The sequence below is a fragment of the Microbacterium sp. 18062 genome, assembly GCF_902706225.1.
Classification (GTDB): Bacteria; Actinomycetota; Actinomycetes; order Actinomycetales; family Microbacteriaceae; genus Microbacterium.
The window spans coordinates 1-23298 of record NZ_CACSKB010000056.1; the positions used below are offsets into that span (position 1 = coordinate 1).

Annotated in this window: 24 protein-coding genes and 2 tRNA genes; 3 read left to right on the forward strand and 23 right to left on the reverse strand. The window is 70.4% G+C overall.

What is annotated here, in order from left to right; all coding sequences use genetic code 11:
* Positions 1–50: 50 nt before the first annotated feature.
* From GVL03_RS16250 to GVL03_RS16275, 6 genes are all read right to left on the reverse strand, one after another.
* Complete coding sequence (locus GVL03_RS16250; RefSeq protein WP_159502055.1) at positions 51–1379, reverse strand: lipase family protein; 1329 nt, start codon at positions 1377–1379, stop codon at positions 51–53.
* A 113-nt stretch (positions 1380–1492) separates the two neighbouring features.
* A complete protein-coding gene (locus GVL03_RS16255; RefSeq protein WP_159502056.1) occupies positions 1493–1792 on the reverse strand; it encodes a hypothetical protein in 300 nt (99 codons plus the stop codon).
* 88 nt (positions 1793–1880) lie between these two features.
* On the reverse strand, positions 1881–2321 hold the full coding sequence (locus GVL03_RS16260) for a hypothetical protein (protein ID WP_159502057.1): 441 nt from the start codon (positions 2319–2321) through the stop codon (positions 1881–1883).
* Positions 2322–2515: 194 nt separating this feature from the next.
* On the reverse strand, positions 2516–3010 hold the full coding sequence (locus GVL03_RS16265) for a hypothetical protein (protein ID WP_159502058.1): 495 nt from the start codon (positions 3008–3010) through the stop codon (positions 2516–2518).
* 87 nt (positions 3011–3097) lie between these two features.
* Positions 3098–3171: transfer RNA gene (locus tag GVL03_RS16270), tRNA-Ile, on the reverse strand.
* A 14-nt stretch (positions 3172–3185) separates the two neighbouring features.
* Entirely contained in the window at positions 3186–4190 is a 1005-nt protein-coding gene (locus GVL03_RS16275) for a DMT family transporter (RefSeq protein ID WP_159502059.1), read from the reverse strand.
* 41 nt (positions 4191–4231) lie between these two features.
* On the opposite strand from GVL03_RS16275, the gene def reads away from it, so the two are divergent.
* Entirely contained in the window at positions 4232–4798 is a 567-nt protein-coding gene (gene def, locus GVL03_RS16280) for a peptide deformylase (RefSeq protein WP_159502060.1), read from the forward strand.
* A 22-nt stretch (positions 4799–4820) separates the two neighbouring features.
* Here def and GVL03_RS16285 read toward each other — a convergent pair whose 3' ends face one another.
* From GVL03_RS16285 to dusB, 6 genes are all read right to left on the reverse strand, one after another.
* Positions 4821–6281, reverse strand: a complete 1461-nt coding sequence (locus GVL03_RS16285) for a flotillin family protein (protein ID WP_200847207.1) — start codon at positions 6279–6281, stop codon at positions 4821–4823.
* 239 nt (positions 6282–6520) lie between these two features.
* Positions 6521–6593, reverse strand: a tRNA-Asn gene (locus GVL03_RS16290).
* Between the two features lie 52 nt (positions 6594–6645).
* Positions 6646–7431 (reverse strand): ATP-binding cassette domain-containing protein, encoded by a 786-nt coding sequence (locus GVL03_RS16295; RefSeq protein WP_159502061.1) that lies wholly within the window; start codon positions 7429–7431, stop codon positions 6646–6648.
* Positions 7432–7464: 33 nt separating this feature from the next.
* Complete coding sequence (dnaG, locus tag GVL03_RS16300; RefSeq protein WP_159502062.1) at positions 7465–9351, reverse strand: DNA primase; 1887 nt, start codon at positions 9349–9351, stop codon at positions 7465–7467.
* The gene (locus GVL03_RS16305; RefSeq protein ID WP_200847208.1) at positions 9351–10742 is read right to left on the reverse strand and encodes a deoxyguanosinetriphosphate triphosphohydrolase; all 1392 of its coding nucleotides are present in this window, start codon (positions 10740–10742) and stop codon (positions 9351–9353) included. Before GVL03_RS16305 ends, dnaG begins: the two co-directional genes overlap by 1 nt.
* On the reverse strand, positions 10714–11874 hold the full coding sequence (dusB, locus tag GVL03_RS16310; protein ID WP_159502063.1) for a tRNA dihydrouridine synthase DusB: 1161 nt from the start codon (positions 11872–11874) through the stop codon (positions 10714–10716). The genes GVL03_RS16305 and dusB overlap by 29 nt, the downstream gene beginning before the upstream one ends.
* A 50-nt stretch (positions 11875–11924) precedes the next feature.
* Between dusB and GVL03_RS16315 the strand changes: the two genes are divergently transcribed.
* Complete coding sequence (locus GVL03_RS16315) at positions 11925–12428, forward strand: glutathione peroxidase (protein WP_159502064.1); 504 nt, start codon at positions 11925–11927, stop codon at positions 12426–12428.
* A gap of 26 nt (positions 12429–12454) precedes the next feature.
* Here GVL03_RS16315 and GVL03_RS16320 read toward each other — a convergent pair whose 3' ends face one another.
* Genes GVL03_RS16320 through recO form a run of 3 tightly spaced genes read right to left on the reverse strand, consistent with a single transcriptional unit; the run spans position 12455 to position 14711 of the window.
* A complete protein-coding gene (locus GVL03_RS16320) occupies positions 12455–13132 on the reverse strand; it encodes a DsbA family protein (protein ID WP_159502065.1) in 678 nt (225 codons plus the stop codon).
* A gap of 29 nt (positions 13133–13161) precedes the next feature.
* Positions 13162–13986, reverse strand: coding sequence for an isoprenyl transferase (locus GVL03_RS16325; protein ID WP_159502066.1), 825 nt, complete (start codon positions 13984–13986; stop codon positions 13162–13164).
* Positions 13983–14711, reverse strand: coding sequence for a DNA repair protein RecO (gene recO / locus GVL03_RS16330; protein WP_159502067.1), 729 nt, complete (start codon positions 14709–14711; stop codon positions 13983–13985). Before recO ends, GVL03_RS16325 begins: the two co-directional genes overlap by 4 nt.
* A 35-nt stretch (positions 14712–14746) precedes the next feature.
* Here recO and GVL03_RS16335 point away from each other — a divergent pair, with 35 nt between their 5' ends.
* The gene (locus GVL03_RS16335) at positions 14747–15448 is read left to right on the forward strand and encodes a trimeric intracellular cation channel family protein (protein WP_159502068.1); all 702 of its coding nucleotides are present in this window, start codon (positions 14747–14749) and stop codon (positions 15446–15448) included.
* A 124-nt stretch (positions 15449–15572) separates the two neighbouring features.
* On the opposite strand, the gene leuA is transcribed toward GVL03_RS16335, so the two are convergent.
* The 8 genes from leuA to GVL03_RS16375 form a co-directional block, all read right to left on the reverse strand.
* A complete protein-coding gene (gene leuA / locus GVL03_RS16340) occupies positions 15573–17333 on the reverse strand; it encodes a 2-isopropylmalate synthase (protein WP_159502069.1) in 1761 nt (586 codons plus the stop codon).
* 142 nt (positions 17334–17475) lie between these two features.
* On the reverse strand, positions 17476–18372 hold the full coding sequence (era, locus tag GVL03_RS16345) for a GTPase Era (protein WP_159502070.1): 897 nt from the start codon (positions 18370–18372) through the stop codon (positions 17476–17478).
* A complete protein-coding gene (locus GVL03_RS16350; RefSeq protein ID WP_159502071.1) occupies positions 18369–19691 on the reverse strand; it encodes a hemolysin family protein in 1323 nt (440 codons plus the stop codon). Before GVL03_RS16350 ends, era begins: the two co-directional genes overlap by 4 nt.
* Positions 19688–20164: an rRNA maturation RNase YbeY gene (ybeY, locus tag GVL03_RS16355; protein ID WP_159502072.1), complete on the reverse strand. Its 477-nt coding sequence runs from the start codon at positions 20162–20164 to the stop codon at positions 19688–19690. Before ybeY ends, GVL03_RS16350 begins: the two co-directional genes overlap by 4 nt.
* Positions 20161–21174 carry a PhoH family protein gene (locus GVL03_RS16360; RefSeq protein ID WP_159502078.1) on the reverse strand — a complete coding sequence of 338 codons (1014 nt, stop codon included), beginning with the start codon at positions 21172–21174 and terminating at the stop codon, positions 20161–20163. Before GVL03_RS16360 ends, ybeY begins: the two co-directional genes overlap by 4 nt.
* A gap of 70 nt (positions 21175–21244) precedes the next feature.
* Positions 21245–21592: an HIT domain-containing protein gene (locus tag GVL03_RS16365; protein ID WP_159502073.1), complete on the reverse strand. Its 348-nt coding sequence runs from the start codon at positions 21590–21592 to the stop codon at positions 21245–21247.
* 23 nt (positions 21593–21615) lie between these two features.
* Entirely contained in the window at positions 21616–22386 is a 771-nt protein-coding gene (locus tag GVL03_RS16370) for a 16S rRNA (uracil(1498)-N(3))-methyltransferase (protein ID WP_159502074.1), read from the reverse strand.
* A 3-nt stretch (positions 22387–22389) separates the two neighbouring features.
* On the reverse strand, positions 22390–23298 hold a 909-nt coding region (locus tag GVL03_RS16375; RefSeq protein WP_159502075.1), incomplete at its 5' end, for a DnaJ C-terminal domain-containing protein.

The window sequence follows — 23298 nt, forward strand, 5'->3', positions numbered from 1 at the left end:
CTCCACGGCGAGCTCGACATGCGCACCCCGATCGAGATCGAGGACGCGTACTACGCTGACCAAGAATCCGCCGAACCAGCACCCGCTGGCCAAGGCTCCCGATAGGAACAAAAGTCAGGCCGATTCAAGGTGATGATCTCCCCCAAGGCGCTGGCCTTGGCGCCCGCGATCCGCTCGGCGAGTGCGAGCGGATCACGGGCGGCGGACAGCGCGGCGACGCCGAGGACGTCGACGTCGGGGGCATAGTCATCGGCGATCTGTCCCGCCCATAGGCTTGCGTGTCCGCCTTGCGAATGTCCCCACAGCCACGCCTGGTTCGAGGCGTGCGCATCGTCGATCCGCTGGAGCGCGCGGATTCCGTCGAGTGCGGCCCGCCCCTCGCCCTGCCCGATCAGGTAGGGGTAGCGTCCGTCGGTTCCTTGCCCGGGGTAGTCCGTCGCGACCACCGCCCAACCGCGCTCGATCGCGCGGAGGATGCCCGGGATCGCGTACTCGGTGAGCGCGTCGGCGTCTGCGCTGGGCGCACATGATCGGGCCACGCCCGTGGTGCCGTGCTGCCACGCCAGCACCGTTCTCGGCCGACCGGTGTCACCGGTCGGATAGCCGACGACGGCGCTCGCCAGCGCGGGAGTGCCGTCGGAATAGGTGGTGACGTACAGGACGCGCAGCGCCTCCGCCCCGGCGGGCACGTCACCCGTGTACGGGGCTGTCCGGAGCACCGTGCCGGGAACCGCCGGGATCTCTCCGTCCCAGGCGTAGAAGTCATCGACCTTCGCCGTGCCGGCGAGAAGCTGGACGGTGCCGAACGCAGCGGCGCTCGCGAGAAGGAGCGCGAGCGAGGTCGCCACTGCGCGCAGTGCCGGATGACGCGAGCGACCCGAGTCATCGACGCGGCGACGCAGCCGGCCACGGATCGCGCCGAGGATCAGCGCGCACCCGGCGAGGAGCACGAGGAGGGAGAACGCCACAGCGATCACGATCACCGTCGCATCCGGCCATGCCCAGGACACACCGGCGAACAGGAGGTTCGCGATCACGGAGACGGCGAGGATCGCTCGCCGTCCGAGAGATCCCGCCCGGGTCGCCGAGTACACGAGCCGCCCCGCGTTCGCGACAAGGATCACGACCAGGACGACCGGCAGCGCGCGGACGACCGCCGAGACGGACGTCACCGCCAGAGCCCCCGAGGCGAGGAGCAGAGCCGCCCCGACCCACCGCCACGGCTGCCGTGGTCCCCGCGAGACGAGCAGGACGCCGCTCCCGACGAGGGCGACGGAGATGGTCACCGCGAACACGACCAGCGCGCTGAGCGGCCGGACGAGCAGCGAGCCGCCCGCCACGACGCATCCCACGCCCACCAGCGCGGCAAGCAGACGCACTCCCGGAGCGCCGATCCAGGAACGCGGATGACCCATCGCATCCAGATGAGTGGCAGCTGCTCAGGGCGTTCCCACGGCGGACACAGCCGCCATCGCGCCGCCGGGCTCGCACGTCAGTCGATACGCCGCCCGTGGTCGTCGTCGAAACCGCCGCGCTGTGCTCGCCGCGCGCGGTCCGTAATCGCTCGGCTCGGCCGGCGCTGCTCCGGCGTGGTCGAGCGCCGGTGACGCACCCTGGCGGGGATCATCGTCACGGCCGTGACCAGCAGGGTACCGCCCACGATGAACGCGGCGATCGTGAGCCCATCGCCCTTCGCGGTTCCCCCAAGGCCGAGCGACGCGAGCAGGACTCCGAGCGCGATGATCCCGAGGCCGATGATGCCGGGCCACACCGGCGAACCAGGCGTTCTCACGGGCTCTCCTTCGATGAGGCCCTCGTCTCACACGAGGCGTCGCGCTGCTGCGGATCACGCGAGCTCCAGTCTGACATTCCCGTGGAGCTCAGGAGAACAGCCGACCCCAGAAGCCCTTGCGCTTCGTCCAGCCGTGGGCCTCGAGCCGCTGCACCACCGCGTCGTGCCATGGCCTCGAGTCGAAGCTCTGGCCGTACCCCTGCTCTCCGGCGTGCCAGCCGGAAGCGCGGGAGCGCGTACGCACCGTGCCGCTCAGCATCTTCGTCGAGGAGTAGGAGCCCGAGAGGCCTCCGAGGCCGACCTGAGCCGAAGCGGCGCTGTCGATGAACGTCAGGCGGTACTCGCCGGCGGCCTCGTCGAAGTGCACCTCGATGACGAAGGCGGCGCGGCCTCGGCCGGCTCCGCCCGAGAGCTGCGAGACATCCCGATAGCGCACCTCGACCCGCACGACGTCTCCCTCGACGGTGACCGTCGAGTCCGGCGTCGTCAGGCCTTGGAGCGCGTCGATCGCTCCGGACAGATCAGCCATCGTTCTGCCGCGACTCCACGGAGAGCTTCGGGAAGGCGAGGAAGGCCTCGTCCGGAACGGCGGCTGTGCGTGGCAAGGATGCGACCCTCTCTGCGTGTTTCGACACAGTCTAAACGGCGATGCTCCAGGTATCCGCGAGCTCACACGCGCTCCGCTCTCACGCGTCTGGCTGGCTCTCCTCTCGTTCTCGCCGTTCACGCCCGCAGGGCGACGACTGCCTCGGCGATCTCGAGGTGCCGGGCGAAGCCGGCCACGTCATGCTCCGTCGGATGCGGAAACGGCGAGGGCTCGCCGAGATGCGCGAGCGCCGCCGAGATGAAGCCGACTCCGTACCACGTGTTCGCGACGTCGGCACGCCCGTACTCGAGAAGAGACGGCACGGCACGGTCGCCGCACAGCGTGATCGCCGCGGTGGCGAGACTCGGCGAGGTCAGGTTGCCCTGTGAGGTGCGCAGGCTCTCCAGCACGGCGTCCGCCAGGGGCGGCGTCCCTCGACCGACCGCCAGCCATGCACCCGTCTTGCGCTCCCTCCACCGGTCGGTGGCGAGCATCCGCAGCACTGTGTCGTCCGAGGCCGCGCGGGCGAACTCGACGACGTCCGACGCCGACGAGGGGCCGGCCGAGGGGATCCGCATGTAGAGGCGAGGGACGACCTCGTCGAGGAACCGCTCGTGCTCATCGCGCTGCATCACGTCATGCTAGACGAAACGCCTTGGCCCGGCGCATATCGCGCACCGCGCACGCCGCCGGGGACATGATCCGGCCACGTTCTCCTGTAGGGCGGGTGGGACTTGAACCCACGATCGTCGGGTTATGAGCCCGCTGCCTTGACCAGCTTGGCCACCGCCCCCTGCGCGTGCGAGTTTATCGTGCCGAGGTCGTCCCCCCGGACTCGCCGTCGCGCCCACGACGGATCGGCAGCTCCAGACTGTCGCTCACGATCTGAGGATGGTTCCGGGTCAGTGAGAACACACCGTAGACGGCGACGGCGCCGGCGACGGCGAAACCGACGAGCGCCCATGGCCCCGCGGTCGCCGCCTCCTGCAGGATCACGAGGCCGATGACCACGGCGACGATGGGGTCGATCACCGTGAGCCCGGCGATCACGAGGTCGGGCGGCCCCGCCGAATAGGCTGTCTGCACGAAGTACGCGCCCACCGACACGGCGAGCAGCAGCCCGACGATGCACAGCACGCTCAGCCAGCCGAAGTCACCCGACTGGATGTTCTTGATGACGACCTTCGCGAGGGTCGCCACGAACGCGTAGAGGATGCCGGCGGCCGCGATGTAGAACAGCGCCTGGCCGTGCGCGCGGCGCAGCAGCAGCCACAACGTGGTGAGCACGACCAGGACGATCGCGAGCAGTCCCAGGATGATGAGCAGCTCGTGCTCGGAGATCGGCTGCTCGGTGGCGACGAACGCGGCGATCGTGACGAAGACGAGGATGCCGCCGACGCACGCGATGATCGAGCGGATCGAGGCCGCGGTCGGCTTGTGCCCGGACACGCGGGCGTTCAGGAGGGTCGTGATCACCAGGGAGATCGCGCCGAGGGGCTGGACGAGGATCAGCGGAGCGAACGCCAGGGCCGCGAGCTGGCAGGCGATCGCGAGCCCCAGCATGACCGTGCCGACGACCCACGAGGGCCGCGAGAGCAGCTGCAGAAGCTGCTTGCCGCTCAGTCCGCTCGATCCCGACGAGCCGGACATCCGCTCGACCTTCGTCACGCCGCGATGCTGGTACTGCGCGCCGAACGACATGAAGACGGCGCCGAGCACCGCCAGCGGGATGCCGAACAGGATCGCCGGGTCCCGGAACACACCGATCACATCATCGGCGACGTCGTTCAGGGTGACTTCCGTCCAGAGCACCCTACGACACTAACGGCAGGCCGCCTCGATAGGCTCGAGACGTGGCCGTACTCCCGATTCGCATCATGGGCGATCCCGTCCTGCACTCTCCCGCATCCGCCGTCGACGAGATCACCGACGAGGTCCGCGTTCTCGTCGCGGACATGTTCGAGACCATGGACCGGGCACCCGGCGTCGGTCTCGCCGCGCCCCAGGTGGGGGTCGGGCTCCGGATCTACACGTACTCCTACCAGGACGACGACGGCGCCCCCTGGCGCGGCGTGATCATCAACCCGGAGCTCTGGATGACGCCGGTGGAGCCCGGAGACCCCGATCCCGAGGAGGAGTCCGAGGGATGCCTGTCGTTCCCGGGCGAGCGCTTCCCGCTGCGCCGCTCCGACCGCGTGCGAGTCACGGGCATGGACCTCGACGGCACCCCGGTCCTGATCGAGGTCGACGGCTGGCGCGCCCGCATCATGCAGCACGAGTTCGACCACCTCGACGGCGTCCTGTACATCGACAGGTTGAACGACTCGGATTGGAAGACGACGCAGAAGATCGCGCGGAAGCGCGGCTGGGGCCGACCCGGGAGCTCATGGCTGCCCGGGGTCGACGACCTCGAGGGGTGACGCGGCCGCCCCGCGTCGTCGTTCAGAGGCTGGTGGTGGTGCCCGTCCCGCCGGCACCGGACGCCGCGTCGCCGGAGGCCGGCGCCTCGCTCGCATCGGTCGTCTGAGCGGCACGGCCACGGCGGGTCGGCGCGGAGCCGGCCGCATCCGTGCCCTCTGCGATCGCATGGCCGATCGCGCGACCCTGGATCACCTCGGCGAGATCGAGCCCGGTCGCGGCCTTGACCGCGTCGAAGGTCGCGCGAAGGCCGCCCGCGGACTCCGCCGCCAGGTGGCTGCTCGCCCCCTCGCCGCCGAGCACGGTGATCGAGCCGACCTTGTCGTATCCCTTGGCGAACTCGGTCATCATCGGCACCAGCGCCTCGAGCGCACGCTGCGCGAGCAGGGCCGCCTGGTTCTGGCTCAGCGCCTCGGCCTCGGCGCTGATCGCGCCCGCGCGGGCCTCACCGGCGACACGCACGGCGTCGGCCTCGGCCTCGGCACGGACGCGGGTCGCGGTGGCCTCCTGCTCGGCGATCTCGGCGCGCGCCTCGGCGGCCTTCACCTGGGCGTACGCGTCGGCGTCGGCACCGCGCTGCCGCTCGTAGAGGTTGGCGTCGGCGACCTTCTTGATCTCGGCGTCGAGTCGGGCCTGCGTGTTCTCGGCCTCCTGCAGCAGCACCGCCTGCTGCCGCTCGGAACGCGCGAGCGCCTCGGCCTGCTCGGCCTCGGCGTTCGCCCGGCCGACCTCGGCCTTCGCCGCGGCGGAGTTCTTGTCGAGGGCGGTCTGCTCGATCAGGTTCGCCTCATCCGTCGCGATCTGGCGGGCGCGGATCTCGCGGTCGGCGTTGATCTTGGCCACCTCGGCGTCGCGCTTCACACGCTCGACCTCGGTCGCGCCCAACGCGGCGATGTACCCGTTCGTGTCGGTGATCCCCTGGATCTGGAACGAATCCAGGATGAGACCCTGCGACGAGAGGTCGGCCTTGATGCCCTCCGCGATCTGGTCCGACAGCCGCTGTCGGTCGCGCATGAGCTCCTCGACCGTCAGAGTCGCCACGACGCCACGGAGCGCACCCTCGAGCTGCTCGGTCGTGAACTGCTCGATCGCCTTGTCCTGCGAGGCGAAGCGCTCGGCCGCGCGTCGCACCGACTCCGGGTCCGAACCGATCTTCACGAGGGCGACGCCGCTGACGTTAACCGTCACGCCGTTCGAGGACTGCGCCGTCGGCTCCATCTTGATCTGCCGCGCGCGCAACGAGATCATCTCGGCCCGCTGCGTCAGCGGGTTGACGATCGCGCCGCCGCCGGTGATCACGGTGATCCGTGAACTGTCGCCATCGCTCCGACGCTGCCGCTTTCCGACGATGACCAGGGCTTCGTCGGCCTTCGCCACCCGATACCAGGCGCGAATCAGGATCGCGACGATGATGAGCACGATGATGAGCGCGACGACGCCGATGATGACGAACAGCCCGATCGCTCCGAGTGCGGCGAACTCCATGGTCCCTCCCGGGATGGTCGAGGCTCTCCCCGTCCGGCGAGGATGGCCTCCTCCCAGCCTACCCATAGGGTCGCCCCACGCTTCGCTTGCTCACACCCCAGTCCGGGCACCCCGATGAGGCGCACGGCGGACGCGGCGGGAGACACGCTCGGGGAGAGGAGACGCACGGGGGACGGGAAAGGCCCAGGGTGGAAGCCTGGGCCTTAGGTGAGAGCCGCGTAGATGGCGCGGATCTCTCGCTCCCCGGCTTGGACTCGAACCAAGAACCTATCGGTTAACAGCCGATTGCTCTGCCAATTGAGCTACCGAGGAATACTGCGCTTCTCGCGAAGGCAACCGGACTATCGTAGCAAAACTCGGAGGCTCACGACGACACGAGGCGGCGATCCGCCTCCGAGCTCGGCGTCCACGTCATGCTCTCCACGCCGTGCCCGAAACCGACGGTGTGCCCCGCCCGAAGCGCGAGCACATCGGCATCGAAGCGGGCCACGTTCTCCGGCTCGTTCGCGACCAGCAGGAGCGACATCCCGGCATCCCGCTGCCGCCGTTCGAGCGCGGAACGGACGATCTCCCGCGCCTCCACGTCGAGATTCGCCAGCGGCTCGTCGGCGACGACGAGCCGGGGCTCGAGCATCAGGGTGCGCGCGATGGCGACGCGCTGGCGCATGCCCGCGCTGAGCTCGTAGGGGTATTTGCCGACCGCGCCCAGCGGGAGCCCGAGCTCGTCGAGCAACGTTGCGACGCGGAACGACAGCGCCCGGCCGTTCACCTTGCGCTGCCGGCTCGTCACCGGCTCCGCGACGATGTCCCCGACGGTGAGACGGGCAGGCAGCGTCGCGCCGTCGGTCTGTCCGAGGTACCCCGTCACGACCGTGAGAAGCCGCAGCCGGCGCCCGGGACGACGCACCGAGACGCCCTCCACGACGGCATCGCCGCCGACCACGCCCACCCCCGGTCCGGCGGTCCCGGCGAGGACGGTGGCGAGCGTCGACTTGCCCGACCCGGTGGCGCCGACGAGGATGAGCGCCGCCCCGCGAGCGAGGGTGAAGGACACCCCGTCGACGACGCGTTCCGGCGTTCCGCGACCGCTCGCGTGCGCGATGCTCAGGTCGCTGCAGACGATGCTGTCCGCGGATGTCTGGGACGTCATGTGTGTCATCCTGCCGTCTACAGCCGGCTGGCGCTACTGCTCGCCGCTCAGACGCTGCCGGACCGCATCGAGCTCACGCAGCCGCAACCGCACTCGACGGCCCTCCTCGGAGTCCGGTGCGAGCCGTTGGATGGCGCTCAACAGCTCGCGCTTCTCCCGGTCGACGCCACGCAGCCGGATGCGGCGCGCCAGGTCCCGGGCTGATGTCACGGCGTGCTGATCGTCGCGTGCGGGGAAGTCCCCGGTCAGCAGCTCCGCCGCCAGCGAGCGATAGGGCTCACGGACGGCGTCGACCGCCGCGACCGCCCACCCGGGCCGCGTGTGATCGGGCACCGCGGCGATGCTCGAGCGCACGGCCTCGAGCGCCGGATGCCGGAAGGGCTCGTCGAGCGCCGCCCGCAGCTCGGCCGGGTCGATCCGGTGTCCGTACTGGAGGAAGCCCATCAGGGCGTCGCGTTCGAGGGCGACGTCGGCGTCGCGCGGAAGCGAGGCGATCGACACCCGAGGAGTGGGCGCCTCGGCCGGCTCGGGGCTAGAGGGACCCGGGGACCGGGGTGGACGCGACGTCGCTCCCGCCTCGGTCGATCCCCCCTGGCGCTGGATCGCGCGCTGCCGCGCGACCTCCCGGTGCACGTCCGACAGGTCCTCGCCCAGACGCCGCGCCAGCACGTGCTCGTAGCGCCGGCGCAGCGGCTCGTCCCGGATCTCCGCGAGCAGCGGGGCCGCCGCCGTGAGCCCGGCGAGCCGGCCCTCGACCGTGCCCAGGTCGCGGCCCTTGAGCCGCTGATCGATGATGAACTCGAACATCGGGATCTTCGTGTCCATGAGGCCGCGCACCGCGCCGTCGCCGCGCGCGAGACGCAGATCGCAGGGATCGAGCCCGGTCGGCCCCACCGCGACGAAGCTCTGCGCGTTCAGCGATCGCGTCTCGGTGAACGCGCGCACCGCCGCCTTCTGTCCGGCCGCATCAGGGTCGAAGGTGAAGACCACCTCGGCTGCGGCGTCATCGCCCATGATCCTGCGGACGACCTTCATGTGGTCGGCGCCGAACGCCGTCCCGCACGTCGCCACGGCGGTGGTCAGCCCCGACAGGTGGCACGCCATCACGTCCGTGTAGCCCTCGACGACGATCACCCGTCGCGTCTCGCCGCGCGAGATGTCCCGCTTGGCGAGGTCCAGTCCGTACAGCACCTGCGATTTGTGGTAGATCGGCGTCTCCGGTGTGTTCAGGTACTTCGGACCCTGGTCGCTCTCCAGGAGTTTCCGCGCCCCGAAGCCGATCACCTGCCCCGTCACGTCGCGGATCGGCCAGACCAGACGTCCCCGGAAGCGGTCGTAGACACCGCGCTGCCCCTGCGACACGAGTCCCGCGGTCGTGAGCTCCTCGCGGGTGAACCCCTTGGTCGTGAGGGTGTCGAGCAGCGCCGACCAGCCGGACGGCGCGAAGCCGACCCCGAAGTGCGCAGCGGCGCCCGCGTCGAATCCCCGCTCGCCCAGGAACCGTCGCCCGACCTCGGCCTCGGAGCTCAACAGCTGCGCCCGGAAGAACTCAGCCGCCGCCGCGTTCGCGGCGTACAGACGTGCTCGTCCGGACGTCTCGGGAGCCGCTCCGCCCTCCTCGTAGTGCAGCGTGAAGCCGATGCGGCCGGCGAGTCGCTCCACGGCCTCGGTGAAGGAGACATGGTCGATCTGCCGCAGGAACGTGTAGACATCGCCCGACTCACCGCATCCGAAGCAGTGGTAGAACCCCACCTGGGGTCGCACGTGGAAGCTCGGGCTGCGTTCGTCGTGGAAGGGGCACAGGCCCTTCAGCGAGCCCACGCCCGCGGACTTGAGCGCGACGCGCTCCCCCACGATGTCGGCGATGTTCGTGCGAGCCTTGACCTCCTCCACATCGGCCTGAGCGATGCGGCCGGCCATCAGAGCCCCTCGAGCGGCTCGGGAAGCGCGTAGAACGAGCGGGACTCGATCCGGCCCCCGGGCATCCAGACGCCGAGCGACTCGCTGTCGATCTCGCCGACAAGGCGATGGTGCCAGCCGAGCGCCACCCGATCGGTGAGACTCGCGACCTGGTCGACGACCACACGGCGGCGCGCCGCATCCGTCTCGGCGGCGGCGAAGTCCTCCGCGTGCAGCGTGTCGAGGTTCTCCGGTGCCTCCGACAGTGCCGTCGCGAGCCGCTTCAGCACCCGCCGCTGCTCCTTGTAGAGCGTCTTGCGCCCCTCGATCGTCACCACGAACGCACCGATCGTTCCCTTGAGCACCGCCATCTCCGCCTCGATCACGCGCGGGACGACCACATGGGCACGATAGCGGGTGAGCACCGGTGCCTCGTACGCCTCACGGGTCGCCGCGGTGGCGGCGCGGGCGAACCGGCCGATCAGATCCGACGTGAGGTTCTTCAGCCGTGCGTGCGCCGCACGCGTCCCGTCGAACACCTGGATCCATTCCGGCAGGCGCATGAGCCGGAACAGGGCGTCGTCGAGCTCGTCCCGCGTGAAGTCGTAGCCGACCCAGGTCTGGATGGCGCTCAGGATCGCGGCGTGCTGGCGCGGGTCGAACAGGCGCTGCGGGTCGAGGTAGCCGTTGACGATGGCGTCCTCGAAGTCGTGCACCGAATACGCGATGTCATCGGAGAGGTCCATGACCTCGGCCTCGATACAGCGGACCCGCCCGGGAGCGCCCTCCCGCATCCAGCGGAAGGCCGGCTCGTCCTCGGGATACACGCCGAACTTCAGTCGTCCGCCCGGGTCGGGCACGGGGCTGTCGACGGTCCACGGGTACTTGCACGTCGCATCGAGGCTCGCGCGCGTGAGGTTGAGCCCGAAGCTGTCGCCGTCCGGGCCGATCACCTTCGACTCGAGGCGGGTCAGGATGCGGAGCGTCTGCGCGTTGCCCTCGAAGCCGCCGATGTCCTCCGCCCACTCGTTGAGCGCGCGCTCACCGTTGTGTCCGAACGGCGGGTGTCCCAGATCGTGGCTCAGGCACGCCGTGTCGACGACGTCGGGGGCCAGCTGCAGGGCGGTCGCCAGCTCGCGTCCGACCTGCGCGACCTCGAGCGAGTGGGTGAGACGGTTGCGGGCGAAATCGGCGGGGCTCGCCGGGCTCAGCACCTGCGTCTTCGCCGCCAGCCGCCGAAGCGACGCCGAGTGCAGCACGCGCGCGCGGTCGCGGGCGAAGTCGTCCCGCTGCGACCGGTGGTGCTCGACGAAGAAGCGCTCCGCATCGGATGCGTCGTATCCCGCGGGGCGCCCGACCGTGGTCCCCCCCGCCGCGATGCCATCAGCCGCCACTGTGATCGAGCTCCGCATCCGCCAGGGTGTCCGCTGCGTCGGCCGCGAGGTCGCGGCTGTGCAGCCAGCCCTCCGGGAGGGCGGGACGCTTCGGCGTGCCCGCGCGACCGCGTTGCCCCTCGGCTGCGGCTCCCGGATACGGGGCGTCGGCGTCGAGGGTGCCGAGCAGGTCGTCGATCTCGGCGAGCGTCGATGCCGTCGCGAGCGCCGCGCGGATGTCGCCGCCCACGGGATAGCCCTTGAAGTACCACGCCACGTGCTTGCGGATGTCGCGGCATCCGCGTCCCTCGTCCTCGAAGAACTCCACCAGGAGCTCCGCATGACGGCGGAACGCGGCGGCGACGAAACCGAGCGTGGCATCGACCGGCGCCGATCCGCCCCCGCCGCCGAAGGTGCGTGCGAGATCCCCGAACAGCCACGGACGGCCGAGACAGCCGCGACCGACCACGACGCCGTCCGCTCCCGTCTCGGCCATCATCCGCACGGCGTCGTCGGCCGACCAGATGTCGCCGTTGCCGAGCACCGGGATGCTGGTGACGGCCCGCTTGAGCGCGGCGATCGCGCTCCAGTCGGCGGCACCGGAATAGAACTGCGCGGCGGTGCGCGCGTGGAGCGCCACCGCGGCCGCGCCGGCGTCCTCGGCGAGCCGCCCTGCGTCGAGGAAGGTCAGATGGTCATCGTCGATGCCCTTGCGCATCTTGACCGTCACCGGGATGCCGCCGGCGTTCCCGACCGCGGCCTGCACGATCGCGCCGAACAGATCGGACTTCCACGGGAGCGCCGCTCCCCCGCCCTTGCGCGTCACCTTGGGGACGGGGCATCCGAAGTTCAGGTCGATGTGATCGGCACGGTCCTCGTCGGCCAGGAGTCGCGCCGCACGGCCGACCGTCACCGGGTCGACGCCGTACAGCTGGACGGAGCGCGGCACCTCGGACTCGTGGTGCCGGATCAGTCGCATGGTCGTGGCGTTGCGCTCGACGAGCGCGCGCGAGGTGATCATCTCGCTGACGTACAGACCGGCGCCGTACTCGCGGCACAGGCGACGGAACGCGGTGTTGGTGATGCCTGCCATGGGCGCGAGCACCACGGGGACGTCCACCTCGATCGGCCCGATCCGCAACGCCGGGGCGGAGGCGAGAGTCGTGGTCATCGTCTTATTCTCCCAGACCCGGACACCTCTCGGCGGCGTACTGTGGACCCATGAGCGACGACACCGCCCCGGACCTTCGCAGCATCCCCGTCACAGCCGCCGACGGACGGGAGACGACACTCGCCGAGTACGGCGACGGCGTGCTGCTGATCGTCAACGTGGCCTCGAAGTGCGGGCTCACCCCGCAGTACGAGCAGCTCGAGGAGCTGCAGCGCACCTACGGCGAACGCGGCTTCACGGTGCTCGGCTTCCCCTGCAACCAGTTCATGGGACAGGAACCGGGATCGATGGAGGAGATCCTCGACTACTGTGCCACGACCTGGGGCGTCTCGTTCCCCGTCCTCGACAAGGTCAAGGTCAACGGCGCGAACGCGGCTCCCCTCTACAAGGCGCTGAAGAAGGCCAAGGACGAAGAGGGCAAGCGCGGTCCCATCCTCTGGAACTTCGAGAAGTTCGTGCTGACGCCGAGCGGCGACGTCCACCGGTTCCGCCCGACCGTGAAGCCGGACGACCCCGCGATCGTCGCCGTCATCGAGAAGAGCCTGCCGGCCTGAGTCCTCCCGGTTCGACTGGCGCTGACTCAGTCGGCAGGCGCCGCCACGGCGCGCTCGGACCACACCTGACGGGCGATCTGCGCGAACGCCTCTGCGGGCTGCGCACCGCTCACCCCGTAGGTGCCGTCGATCACGAAGAACGGGACGCCGTTGATGCCGTAGCCTGCGGCCTGCGCCTGATCGGACCGCACGTCCGGCAGGTACCGCTCGCTCTCCAGCGCGTCGCGCACGGCGTCGCGCTCCAGCCCCACCTCGGCGGCGAGCTCGACGAGCTCGTCGATACGGCCGACGTGCTTGCCCTCGACGAAGTACGCCGACATGAGTCGCTCGGCCATCTCGGCCTGGCGGCCCTGGGCCTTCGCGGCGTGCAGCAGCTCATGCGCCTTGACGGTGTTCGTGTGCTGCAGATGCTCGAAGTGGTATTCGAGGCCCGCGTCGGCGGCGACGCTCGTCACGCGCTCGAGCATCTGCTGCACCTGGTCGCGCGGCATGCCCTTGTGCCCGGCGAGGAAGTCGATCTCGTCGCCGTCGAAGTCGACGGGGGTGTCGGGAGAGAGCTCGTAGGAGTGGAACGTGACCTCGACCTCCGGGGCGTTCTCGTCGGAGGACGTCTCCTCGAGCCCCTTCTCGAGGTTGCGCTTGCCGATGTAGCACCAGGGGCAGGCGATGTCGCTCCATACGTCGATCCGGATCGGGTCTGTCATGACGAGGAGAACCGTGCACGACGGCGCGCCTATTCCCCCGGGGGCGTGCCGGACTCGTGCGGCGTGTCGATCGCCCCGCCGAAGCGTCGATCCCGGCTGAGATACTGGTCTATCGCGTGCCACAGGTCCCGGCGCCCGAAGTCGGGCCACAGGGTGTCCAGGAAGACGAACTCGGCGTACGCCGACTCCCACAGCAGGAAGTTCGACGTGCGCTGTTCTCCGCTCGACCGGACGAAGAGGTCGACGTCGGGCATGTCCGGGATGTACATCCGGCGCGCCAGCAGCTTCTCGGAGACCGCGGACGGCTTCAGCCGGCCCGCGGCCACATCGTCGGCGATCGACCTCATCGCGTCCACGAGCTCGACCCGGCCGCCGTAGTTGACGCACATCGTCAGGGTCAGCACGTCGTTGTCGCGCGTCAGCTGCTCCGCGTACTGGAGCTCCTTGATGACCGATCCCCAGAGCCGGGGCTTGCGCCCCGCCCACCGCACCCGGACGCCCCACTCGTTGAGCTGGTCGCGGCGGCGGTGCAGCACGTCCCGGTTGAAGCCCATCAGGAAGCGGACCTCGTCCGGGGACCGCGACCAGTTCTCCGTGGAGAACGCGTAGACGGAGAGGTGACGGACACCCGCCTGGATCGCTCCGGCGACGACGTCGAGCAGAGCGGCCTCGCCCGCCTTGTGTCCCTCCACCCGGGTGAGGCCCCTACCGTTCGCCCATCGCCCGTTGCCGTCCATCACGATCGCGACGTGTCCGGGCACGGCCCCCTTCGGGTACGCGGGCGGATACTCGGCCGTCCAGTCGACCGGACGGTAGGGCACCGCGTCCCGGTGGGTGAAGGGCTTCGGCGTCATCGGGCGACCCCCACGTGCGAGAGCGATCGGATCCCTCGGTCCAGGTGCCATTGCGCGTAGGCGGCGACGAGTCCGGATGCGGCGGCGGAGGTTCCGGTGCTCGCAGCATCCACGTGGTCCCAGTCCCCGCTGAGCAGCGCGCGCAGCTGCGCGGTCGTGTTCTCGTCGACCCGGGCGGACCCGGCCGGCGCACAGTTCGCGCACACCATCCCGCCCACCTGCGCCACGAAGGAGCGATGCGGGCCCGGAGCGCTGCAGCGCGCGCAGTCCTCGAGGCCCGGCGCCCAGCCGGAGAGCGCCATCGCGCGCAGCAGGTAGGAGTCCAGGATGCTGCGGGGCGCGTGCGCGGCGAGCGACAGCGCGCGCAGGCCGCCGACCAGCAGGAGGTAGTGCGACGCGGAGGCATCCGCGTCGCCGAGGCGATCCGCGGTCTCGACCATCGCACTCGCCGCGGTGTACCGGTCGTAGTCGGCCACGATCTCGGCGCCGTAGGTGCCGAGCGACTCCGCCTGCTGCACGATGTCGAGCGATCTGCCGGCGTAGAGCTGCACATCGGCGACCATGAACGGCTCGAGACGGGAGCCCAGTTTCGAGGACGTGCGCCGCACCCCCTTCGCCACCGCACGGATCTTGCCGTGGCGACGCCCCAGCATCGTCACGATGCGGTCCGCCTCACCCAGCTTGTGGGTGCGCAGGACCACGACCTCGTCGCGATAAGTGGGCACCCCTCGATTATCCCGTGATCCGGGACAATGGAGGGGTGACCGAGCCGCTCTTCGTGATCCCGTTGTGGGCCGATCTGACCGCCGTCGCCCTCGGCGGCGTCCAAGGGGCGCTGTTCGCCTCCGGCTTCCAGGGCGAACGGCGGCTCGACATGCTCGGTGTCGCCATCATAGGGATCGTGATGGGGACGGGCGGGGGCCTCATCCGGGATCTCCTGCTCGGGGTCTCCCCCGCCACCCTGCAGAGCAACGGGTATCTGCTGACGGCGTCCGCGGCCGCGTTGATCGGGATGCTCCTGGCCGGTCTCTTCCAGCGACTGAACGGGCTGATCGTGGGCCTCGACGCACTCGTGATCGGCCTCTTCGGCGCGTTCGGCACGAGCAAGGCGCTCGCGCTGGGCCTGCCGCCGGTGCCCGCCGTCTTCGTGGGCGTCTGCGCGGCGGTGGGCGGCGGCATCCTGCGCGACATCATCATGGGACTGCCGGTCGCGATCCTGCACGTCAGCTCGCTCTACGCGGTCGCGGCGGCGGCCGGCTGCGTCGTGCTGGCGGCGCTCGACGCCTTCGGCGTCCACCTCGTGATCGCCGCGATCGTGGGCATCGCGGTGACGACCGTCATCCGCATCCTCGCGGTCGTCTTCGACGTGTCGCTGCCCGAGCAACGCATGCTCTACCGGCGCAAGGTCGCGGTCGAGACGTCCGCCATCCCGGTCGTCCGCCCCGCCGATCCCGGCCGCTGAGCCGCTCGGACGCCGAGCCCGGCCGTGCCCGGTCGAATCCCCGCGAGACTGCACGCCCGCGCCGAGACAGCGGGGTGCCCCCCGCAGTCTCGGCGGCCGCATGCAGTCTCGCGGTCCTAGGCGGTCAGACGGAGGCGAGGGTGCGCTCGCGCTCGCGCGTGCGGATGGCCCGGTTCACACCCGACACGATCGCCTTGAGGCTCGCCGTCGAGATGTCACCGTCGATGCCGACGCCCCACAGCCGCTGGCCATCGACCTGCAGCTCGACGTAGGCGGCCGCCTGCGCGTCGCCGCCGGCGCTGAGGGCGTGCTCGACGTAGTCGTAGAGCGTGACGTCGAAGCCCCGTGCGCGCACGATCTCGAGGAACGCGGCGACCGGGCCGTTGCCGGATCCGTCGGCCTCGAACCGGTCGTCGCCGTCACGCAGCGTGACGTCGAGGTGGACGTCTCCCGACAGGTCGCTCTGCGTGCGGGTGCTCAGCAGCTCGAAGCGTCCCCACCGGTGCTCGGCGACCCCGGCCGGCAGGTACTCGTCGGTGAAGACCGACCAGATCTGCTCGCTCGTGACCTCGCCGCCCTCGGCGTCGGTCTTCGCCTGCACGACGCCCGAGAACTCGATCTGCAGCTTCCGCGGCAGGTCGATCGCGTGGTCGGACTTCAGGAGATAGGCGACGCCGCCCTTGCCCGACTGGGAGTTGACCCGGATGACGGCCTCGTACGAGCGGCCGAGATCCTTCGGATCGATCGGCAGGTACGGGACAGCCCACTCCAGATCGTCCACCGAGACGCCCTCGGCGTCCGCCCGGGCCTCCATGGTCTCGAAGCCCTTCTTGATGGCGTCCTGGTGCGAGCCGCTGAACGCGGTGAAGACCAGGTCGCCCACCCAGGGGCTGCGCTCGGGCACCGGCAGCTGATTGCAGTACTCGACCGTGCGCTTGACCTGGTCGATGTCGCTGAAGTCGATCTGCGGGTCGATCCCCTGCGTCAGCAGGTTGACGCCCAGCGCGACCAGGTCGACGTTGCCGGTGCGCTCGCCGTTGCCGAAGAGGCATCCCTCGATGCGGTCCGCGCCGGCCATGTAGCCGAGCTCGGCGGCGGCGATGGCGGTGCCGCGGTCGTTGTGCGGATGCAACGACACGATGACGTTCTCACGGTGCGCCAGGTGGCGGCTCATCCACTCGATCGAGTCCGCGTAGACGTTGGGCGTGGCCATCTCGACGGTCGCCGGCAGGTTGATGATGACCTTGCGCTCGGGGGTCGGCTCGAACACCTCGAGCACCTGGTTGCAGATGTCGACGGCGAACTCGAGCTCGGTGCCGGTGTAGCTCTCGGGCGAGTACTCGTAGAACACCGCGGTCTCGGGGATGCGCTTCTCGTACTCGCGGCACAGACGCGCACCCTCGAGCGCGATGTCGGTGACGCCCTGCTTGTCGGTGCGGAACACCACATCGCGCTGCAGCACGCTCGTGGAGTTGTACAGGTGCACGATCGCGCGCTTGGCACCGGCGATCGACTCGTAGGTGCGCTCGATCAGATGCTGACGCGCCTGGGTCAGCACCTGGATGGTGACGTCGTCGGGGATCAGGCCCTCTTCGATAAGCGCGCGAACGAAGTCGAAGTCGGTCTGGCTCGCGCTCGGGAACCCGACCTCGATCTCCTTGTAGCCCAACTGCACCAGCAGCTCGAACATCACGCGCTTGCGCTCGGGGCTCATCGGGTCGATCAGCGCCTGGTTGCCGTCACGGAGGTCCACCGCGCACCAACGCGGCGCCTGGGTGATGCGCGCGTCGGGCCACGTGCGATCGGGCAGGTCGACGCGGATCTGCTCGTGGAACGGACGGTACTTGTGCGTCGGCATGCCCGACGGCTTCTGCGTGTTCTCCATGGCTGTGGCTTCTTCTCTCGTCGGAATGGCGGGCCGATGACGAGCTCCGCGACGAGAAAGGCCCTAGATCGAGGTCTCGTCGCGGCGGCTAAGGAGAAGGAGCGTGCCCGCGCGCATGGATGCAGCCTACACCCGAGGAGCCTCAGAAGCCGAGTCGGCCCAGCTGCTTCGGGTCGCGCTGCCATTCCTTGGCCACGCGCACGTGCAGCGCAAGGTACACCCGTGTGCCGAGGAGCTCCTCGATCCCCGCGCGCGCCCGGGCACCGACATCGCGCAGTCGCGCTCCCCGGCGGCCGATGATGATCGCCTTCTGGCTGTCGCGCTCGACGATGATGTCGGCGAACACGTCGGTCAGGTCCGACCCCTCACGGGGCGCGATCTCCTGCACCACGACCGCGATCGAGTGCGGCAGCTCCTCGCGGGCGTCGCCGAGGGCGGCCTCCCGGATGATCTCGGCGATCCGGTCGTCCTGCTCCTCGTCGGTGACGATGCCCTCGCCGTAGAGCGCGGGTCCCTCGGGCATGAGCTCCAGCAGTTCGTCCGCGAGCACGTCGAGCTGCTCGCCGGTCACGGCCGACAGCGGGATGACCGCCGTCCAGTCCTCGCGCAGCGCGTCGACCTCGATCAGGCGCTCGGTGATCTCCTCGCGGGTCCCGGTGTCGGTCTTCGTCACGATCGCGATCTTCTTCGCCCGGCCGTAGCCGTCGAGGGACTCGGCGATGCGACGATCGCCCGGCCCGATCCTCTCGGTGGCGGGCACGCAGAACGCGATCACGTCGACGTCGCCCAGGACGTCGCCGACGAGGTCGTTCAGGCGCTGCCCGAGAAGGGTTCGCGGGCGGTGGAGCCCCGGGGTGTCGACGACGATCAGCTGGCCGCCGGGCCGATTGACGATGCCGCGGATGGCGCGGCGCGTGGTCTGCGGCTTCTCGCTCGTGATGGCGATCTTCTCGCCCACGAGGGCGTTGGTCAGCGTCGACTTGCCGACGTTCGGCCTGCCGACGAACGTCACGAACCCGCTCCGGAACACCTCGATCATCGTTCTCCCCTCGCCGGCACGGCGATCTCGCCCGTCGTCGTCCGCTGCTCGTCGTCCTCGCCGTCGTGCGGAGCGCGCTCCACGAAGACGGTCGCGAGACCGCGACCGCGACCGCGCGATGTGCCGCCGGTGAGGATCAGCCCCTCATGCTCCGCGGCTGCGCCCGGCTGCGGCACGCGTCCGAGTGCCTTGCCGAGCAGTCCGCCGACCGAGTCGACGTCGTCGTCGTCCAGCTCGACCCCGAAGAGATCGCCCACCTCGTCGAGCCCCAGGCGCGCGCTCACTCGGTAGCGACCCGGTTCCAGCTCGACGATCTCGGTCGCCTTGGCATCGTACTCGTCCGCGATCTCACCCACGAGCTCCTCGATGAGGTCCTCGAGCGTGACGAGGCCCGCGATGCCGCCGTACTCATCGACCACCATGCACACGTGCACCGCGTCGCGCTTCATCTGCTGGAGCAGCGCCTCGGCGCGCATGGACTCCGGCACGAAGACCGGCGGCCGGGCGATCCGCGACACCGACTGCTGGCCCCATCCGCTCTCGTCGCGGAAGGAGAACTGCACGAGGTCCTTCAGGTAGAGGATGCCGGTGACGTCCTCGCCGTCCTCCGTGACGACGGGGATGCGCGACACTCCCTTGTCGAGGAAGATGCCGAGCGCCTCGCGCGCCGTGTCGGCTCCGGAGATGACGACCATGTCCGTGCGCGGCACCATGACGGCGCGCACGAACGTGCCGGTGAACTCGAAGACCGAGTGGATCAGCTCGCGATCGTCCTCTTCGATGAGGTCCTGCATCGCGGCCTCGTCGACCATGCTGAGCAGTTGTTCCTCCGAGTCGAAGGATGCGGCGCGGGCCCCGCCGGGCGTCACCCGGCTGCTCAACGCCACGAGTCCGTGCGCGAGCGGTCCGAGCAGGATCCGGACTCCGCGGATGACGGGCGCCGCTCCCCGCAGCAGACCCCAGGCGTGTCGCCGGCCGACGGCCCGCGGGCTCACGCCCACGGCGACGAAGGACATCCCGGTCATGAGCACGACGGCGGCCAGCAGCGCCCACCAGATGCTGTCGAACATGAGCATGAACGCCGCGGTGACGAGCACCGCGGCGGCGGTCTCGGACAGGACGCGGATGAAGACCACGACGTTGGCGTGCGCCTCGGGGTCGGCCGCGATCCGCGCGAGCATGCGGGAGTTCCGTCCGGATGCGGCGAGGTCGGCGAGGTCTCCCCGCGAGGTCACCCCGAAGGCGGCGTCGATCGCCGCCATGAGCGCTCCGAAGGCGATCAGCAGGATCGCGGCCAGGAGCAGCAGGACAGCGGTCATCCGCGCGACCTGCGGCGTTCGGCCACCGAGAACGCGACGATGAGATCGCGCTGCAGACCGAACATCTCGGTCGCCTCCTCGGGCTCCGCGTGGTCGAAGCCGAGCAGGTGCAGCAGACCGTGGGTCGTGAGCATGACGAGCTCGTCCGCGGTCGAGTGCGCGGGCGTGGCCTCGCGGGCCTGGGTCTCGGCCACCTGCGGGCACAGCACGATGTCCCCGAGCAGTCCCGGGGGCGTCGGCGCCTCCTCCGTGCCCGGGCGCAGCTCGTCCATCGGGAAGCTCAGCACGTCGGTCGGACCGGGCTCGTCCATCCACTGCACGTGGAGTGCCTCCATGGCGCCCTCGTCGACCAGCAGGATGGCGACATCCGCATCCGCGCTGACGTTCAGCTCCGCGAGGTTGCTCTCCATGAGACGCAGCAGCACGGTCTCGTCGATGTCGACGCCGGACTCGTTCGTGATCTCGATGGTCATGGACGCCCTCGCTTCGGTAGGTGGTCGCGGGTCCCGCCTCTGCGCTCCGCACGGCCTGCGAACTCGCTCGCCTCGTCCCGCTCGCGGCGCGCCGACAGGCGCCGCTCGTCGTACTCGCCGTAGGCGTCGACGATGCGCCCGACGAGCGTGTGCCGCACGACGTCGTCGCTCGTGAGGGTCGCGAAGTGGATGTCGTCGATGTCCTTCAGCACCCGGGTGACGAGCCGGAGCCCCGACGCGCCCTGCGGAAGGTCGACCTGGGTGATGTCGCCGGTGACGACCATGCGGGTGCCGAAGCCGAGCCGAGTGAGGAACATCTTCATCTGCTCGGGCGTCGTGTTCTGGGCCTCGTCGAGCACCACGAAAGAGTCGTTGAGCGTGCGGCCGCGCATGTACGCCAGCGGCGCCACCTCGATCGTTCCCGTCGCCATGAGCTTCGGCACGATCTCGGGATCGAGCATCTCGTTGAGCGCGTCGTACAGCGGACGCAGGTACGGGTCGATCTTGTCCGTGAGCGTGCCGGGAAGGAACCCGAGGCGCTCCCCCGCCTCCACCGCAGGCCGCGTCAGGATGATGCGGCTCACCTCCTTGCGCTGCAGCGCCTGCACCGCCTTCGCCATGGCGAGGTAGGTCTTGCCCGTGCCCGCGGGACCGATGCCGAAGACGATCGTGTTCTCCTCGATCGCGTCGACGTACGCCTTCTGGCCGGGGGTCTTCGGGCGGATGACCTTGCCGCGCGTCGAGAGGATCGCCTCCCCCATCACCTCGGACGGTCGCATCCCGGCCTCCGAGCGGAGGATGCGGCTCGACGACGACACGTCGGCCGGTCCCAGGTCGTGGCCGTCGCGGGCCATCACGAGCAGCTCCTCGACGAGCGTCTTCGCGGCGGCGACCTCCGCCACCGCGCCGGAGAGGGTGATCTCGTTGCCCCGGACGTGCACGTCGACGTCGGGATGTTCGCGCTCGACGACGCGCAGCAGCCGATCCTGGGGACCCAGCAGCTGCACCATCGCGATGCCGTCGGCCAGGAGACGCTCGACGGCCTGGCCGTCTTTCGCGTCGGGAGCAGCGGCCTCCCCCTCAGGCACCGAGGCTCGCCTCTTCGAGTCCGCCGGCGAGCACGTGCGCGTGCACGTGGAAGACCGTCTGCCCGGCACCGGCACCGGTGTTGAAGACGAGCCGGAAGTCTCCGTCGGAGTGCGCCGCGGCCGCGTCGCGGGCGAGCTCGACGAGCTCGGCCAGCAGCGACGGGTCTCCGGCGGCGAGCTCGACGACGTCGCGGTAGGCCTCGGTCTTGGGGATCACGAGCAGATGCACGGGAGCCTTGGGGGCGATGTCGCGGATGACGAAGGCGCGCTCGCTCTCCGCCACGATCTCCGAAGGGATCTCGCCTCGGAGGATGCGCGTGAAGACGGAGGGCTCGCTCATACCGCCAGTCTACCGGCGGCGCCTCACCAGCGGCCGAGGCAGACCTCCACCGCGGCCAGCGCGGCGGGGCCCGCGGTGGACGTGCGCAGGACGCCGTCGCCCAGGCGCACGGCGCGGGCGCCGGCCTGCGCGAACGCCGCCAGCTCGCTCGCGTCGATGCCCCCCTCGGGGCCGACGACCAGCAGCAGGTCCGTGCCGGCGGCGGGCAGGGCGCGCAGCTCGTCGGTCAGACGCACCGCCGCGGTCGGCTCGAGCACGAAGACGACGGATGCGGCGGCACGCGCGGCAATCTGCGCGGTCGTGGCGACGCCCTCGACCTCGGGGACCCACGCCCGGTGGGCCTGCTTGGCCGCCTCGCGGACGATCCCGGCCCAGCGGATCCTGCCCTTCTCCTCCTTAGCGGCATCCTCCCCGTGTCCGGCTCGGGACGCGGGGATCCAGCGCGAGACGCTGCGCGCCGCCTGCCAGGGCACGATCGCATCGACGCCGAGCTCGGTGGCCGCCTGGATCGCCAGCTCGTCCCGGTCCCCCTTCGCGAGGGCCTGCACCAGCACCAGTCGAGGTGTGCGCGGCGGGACGTCCTGTCGTTCCGTCACGCGCACCGACACCGCGCGCGGGGACGCGCTCTCGATCACTCCGGCCAGCCACGCTCCTCGCCCGTCGCCGACGCTCACGTCCTCGCCCACGCGCACGCGGCGCACGGCCGCAGCGTGATGTGCCTCGGCGCCGGTCAGCAGCACGTGCTCGCCGACCGCCGCGTCGCCGGCCTCCTCTACGAGGAAGTGCAGCGCCACGGATCAGCCGTTCCGGAACCGGTCGCGAAGCTTCGCGAAGAGGCCCTGCTGGAACTCCGCGAGCTTGGGCGAGGGCGCCTTCGTCCTCGTCGCGAACTCCTCGATCAGGGCGCGTTCCTTGTGGTCGAGCCGGGTCGGGGTCACGACGTGCACGCCGATGCGCAGATCGCCGCGCTGGCTGCCGCGCAACGGCGTGATGCCCCGGCCCTTGATCGTCAGGATGTCGCCGCCCTGCACCCCCGCGCGCAGCTCGAGGTCGACGGGGCCGTCGAGCGAGTCGATGCGGGTCGTCGTGCCGAGGATCGCGTCGGACATCGAGACGTCGAGCGTCGCGAGGAGGTCGTCGCCGTCGCGGCTGAACACCTCGTGCGGCTCGACCGTGATCTCGAGGTAGAGGTCACCGTGGGGACCACCGGCCGGACCGACCTCGCCGGAGCCGGGCAGCTGCAGGCGCAGCCCCGTCTCGACGCCCGCGGGGATGTCCACCGAGACCGTGCGACGCGCGCGCACCCGTCCCTGTCCCTGGCAGGTCGCGCAGGGATACGGGATGGTCGTGCCGTAACCCTGGCAGGTGCCGCACGGCGCGCTCGTCACGACGTTGCCGATGAGGCTGCGAACGGTGCGCTGCACGTGGCCCGAGCCGTGGCAGATGTCGCAGGTGGCGGGGCCGGTGCCCGGCTGGCAGCCGCCGCCCTCGCACGTCTCGCAGAGCACCGCGGTGTCGACCTCGAGGTCGCGGTGGGCGCCGAAGACGACGTCGCCCAGGTCGAGGGTGACCCGCACGAGGGCGTCCTGGCCGCGCTCGGTGCGTGAACGCGGCCGCGTGCGTCCTGCGCCGCCCCCGCCCCCGCCCTGTCTCTTATACACAACTGACGCGGCCGACGAAAGCTTAGGTTTAGAGATCGGGGGGCG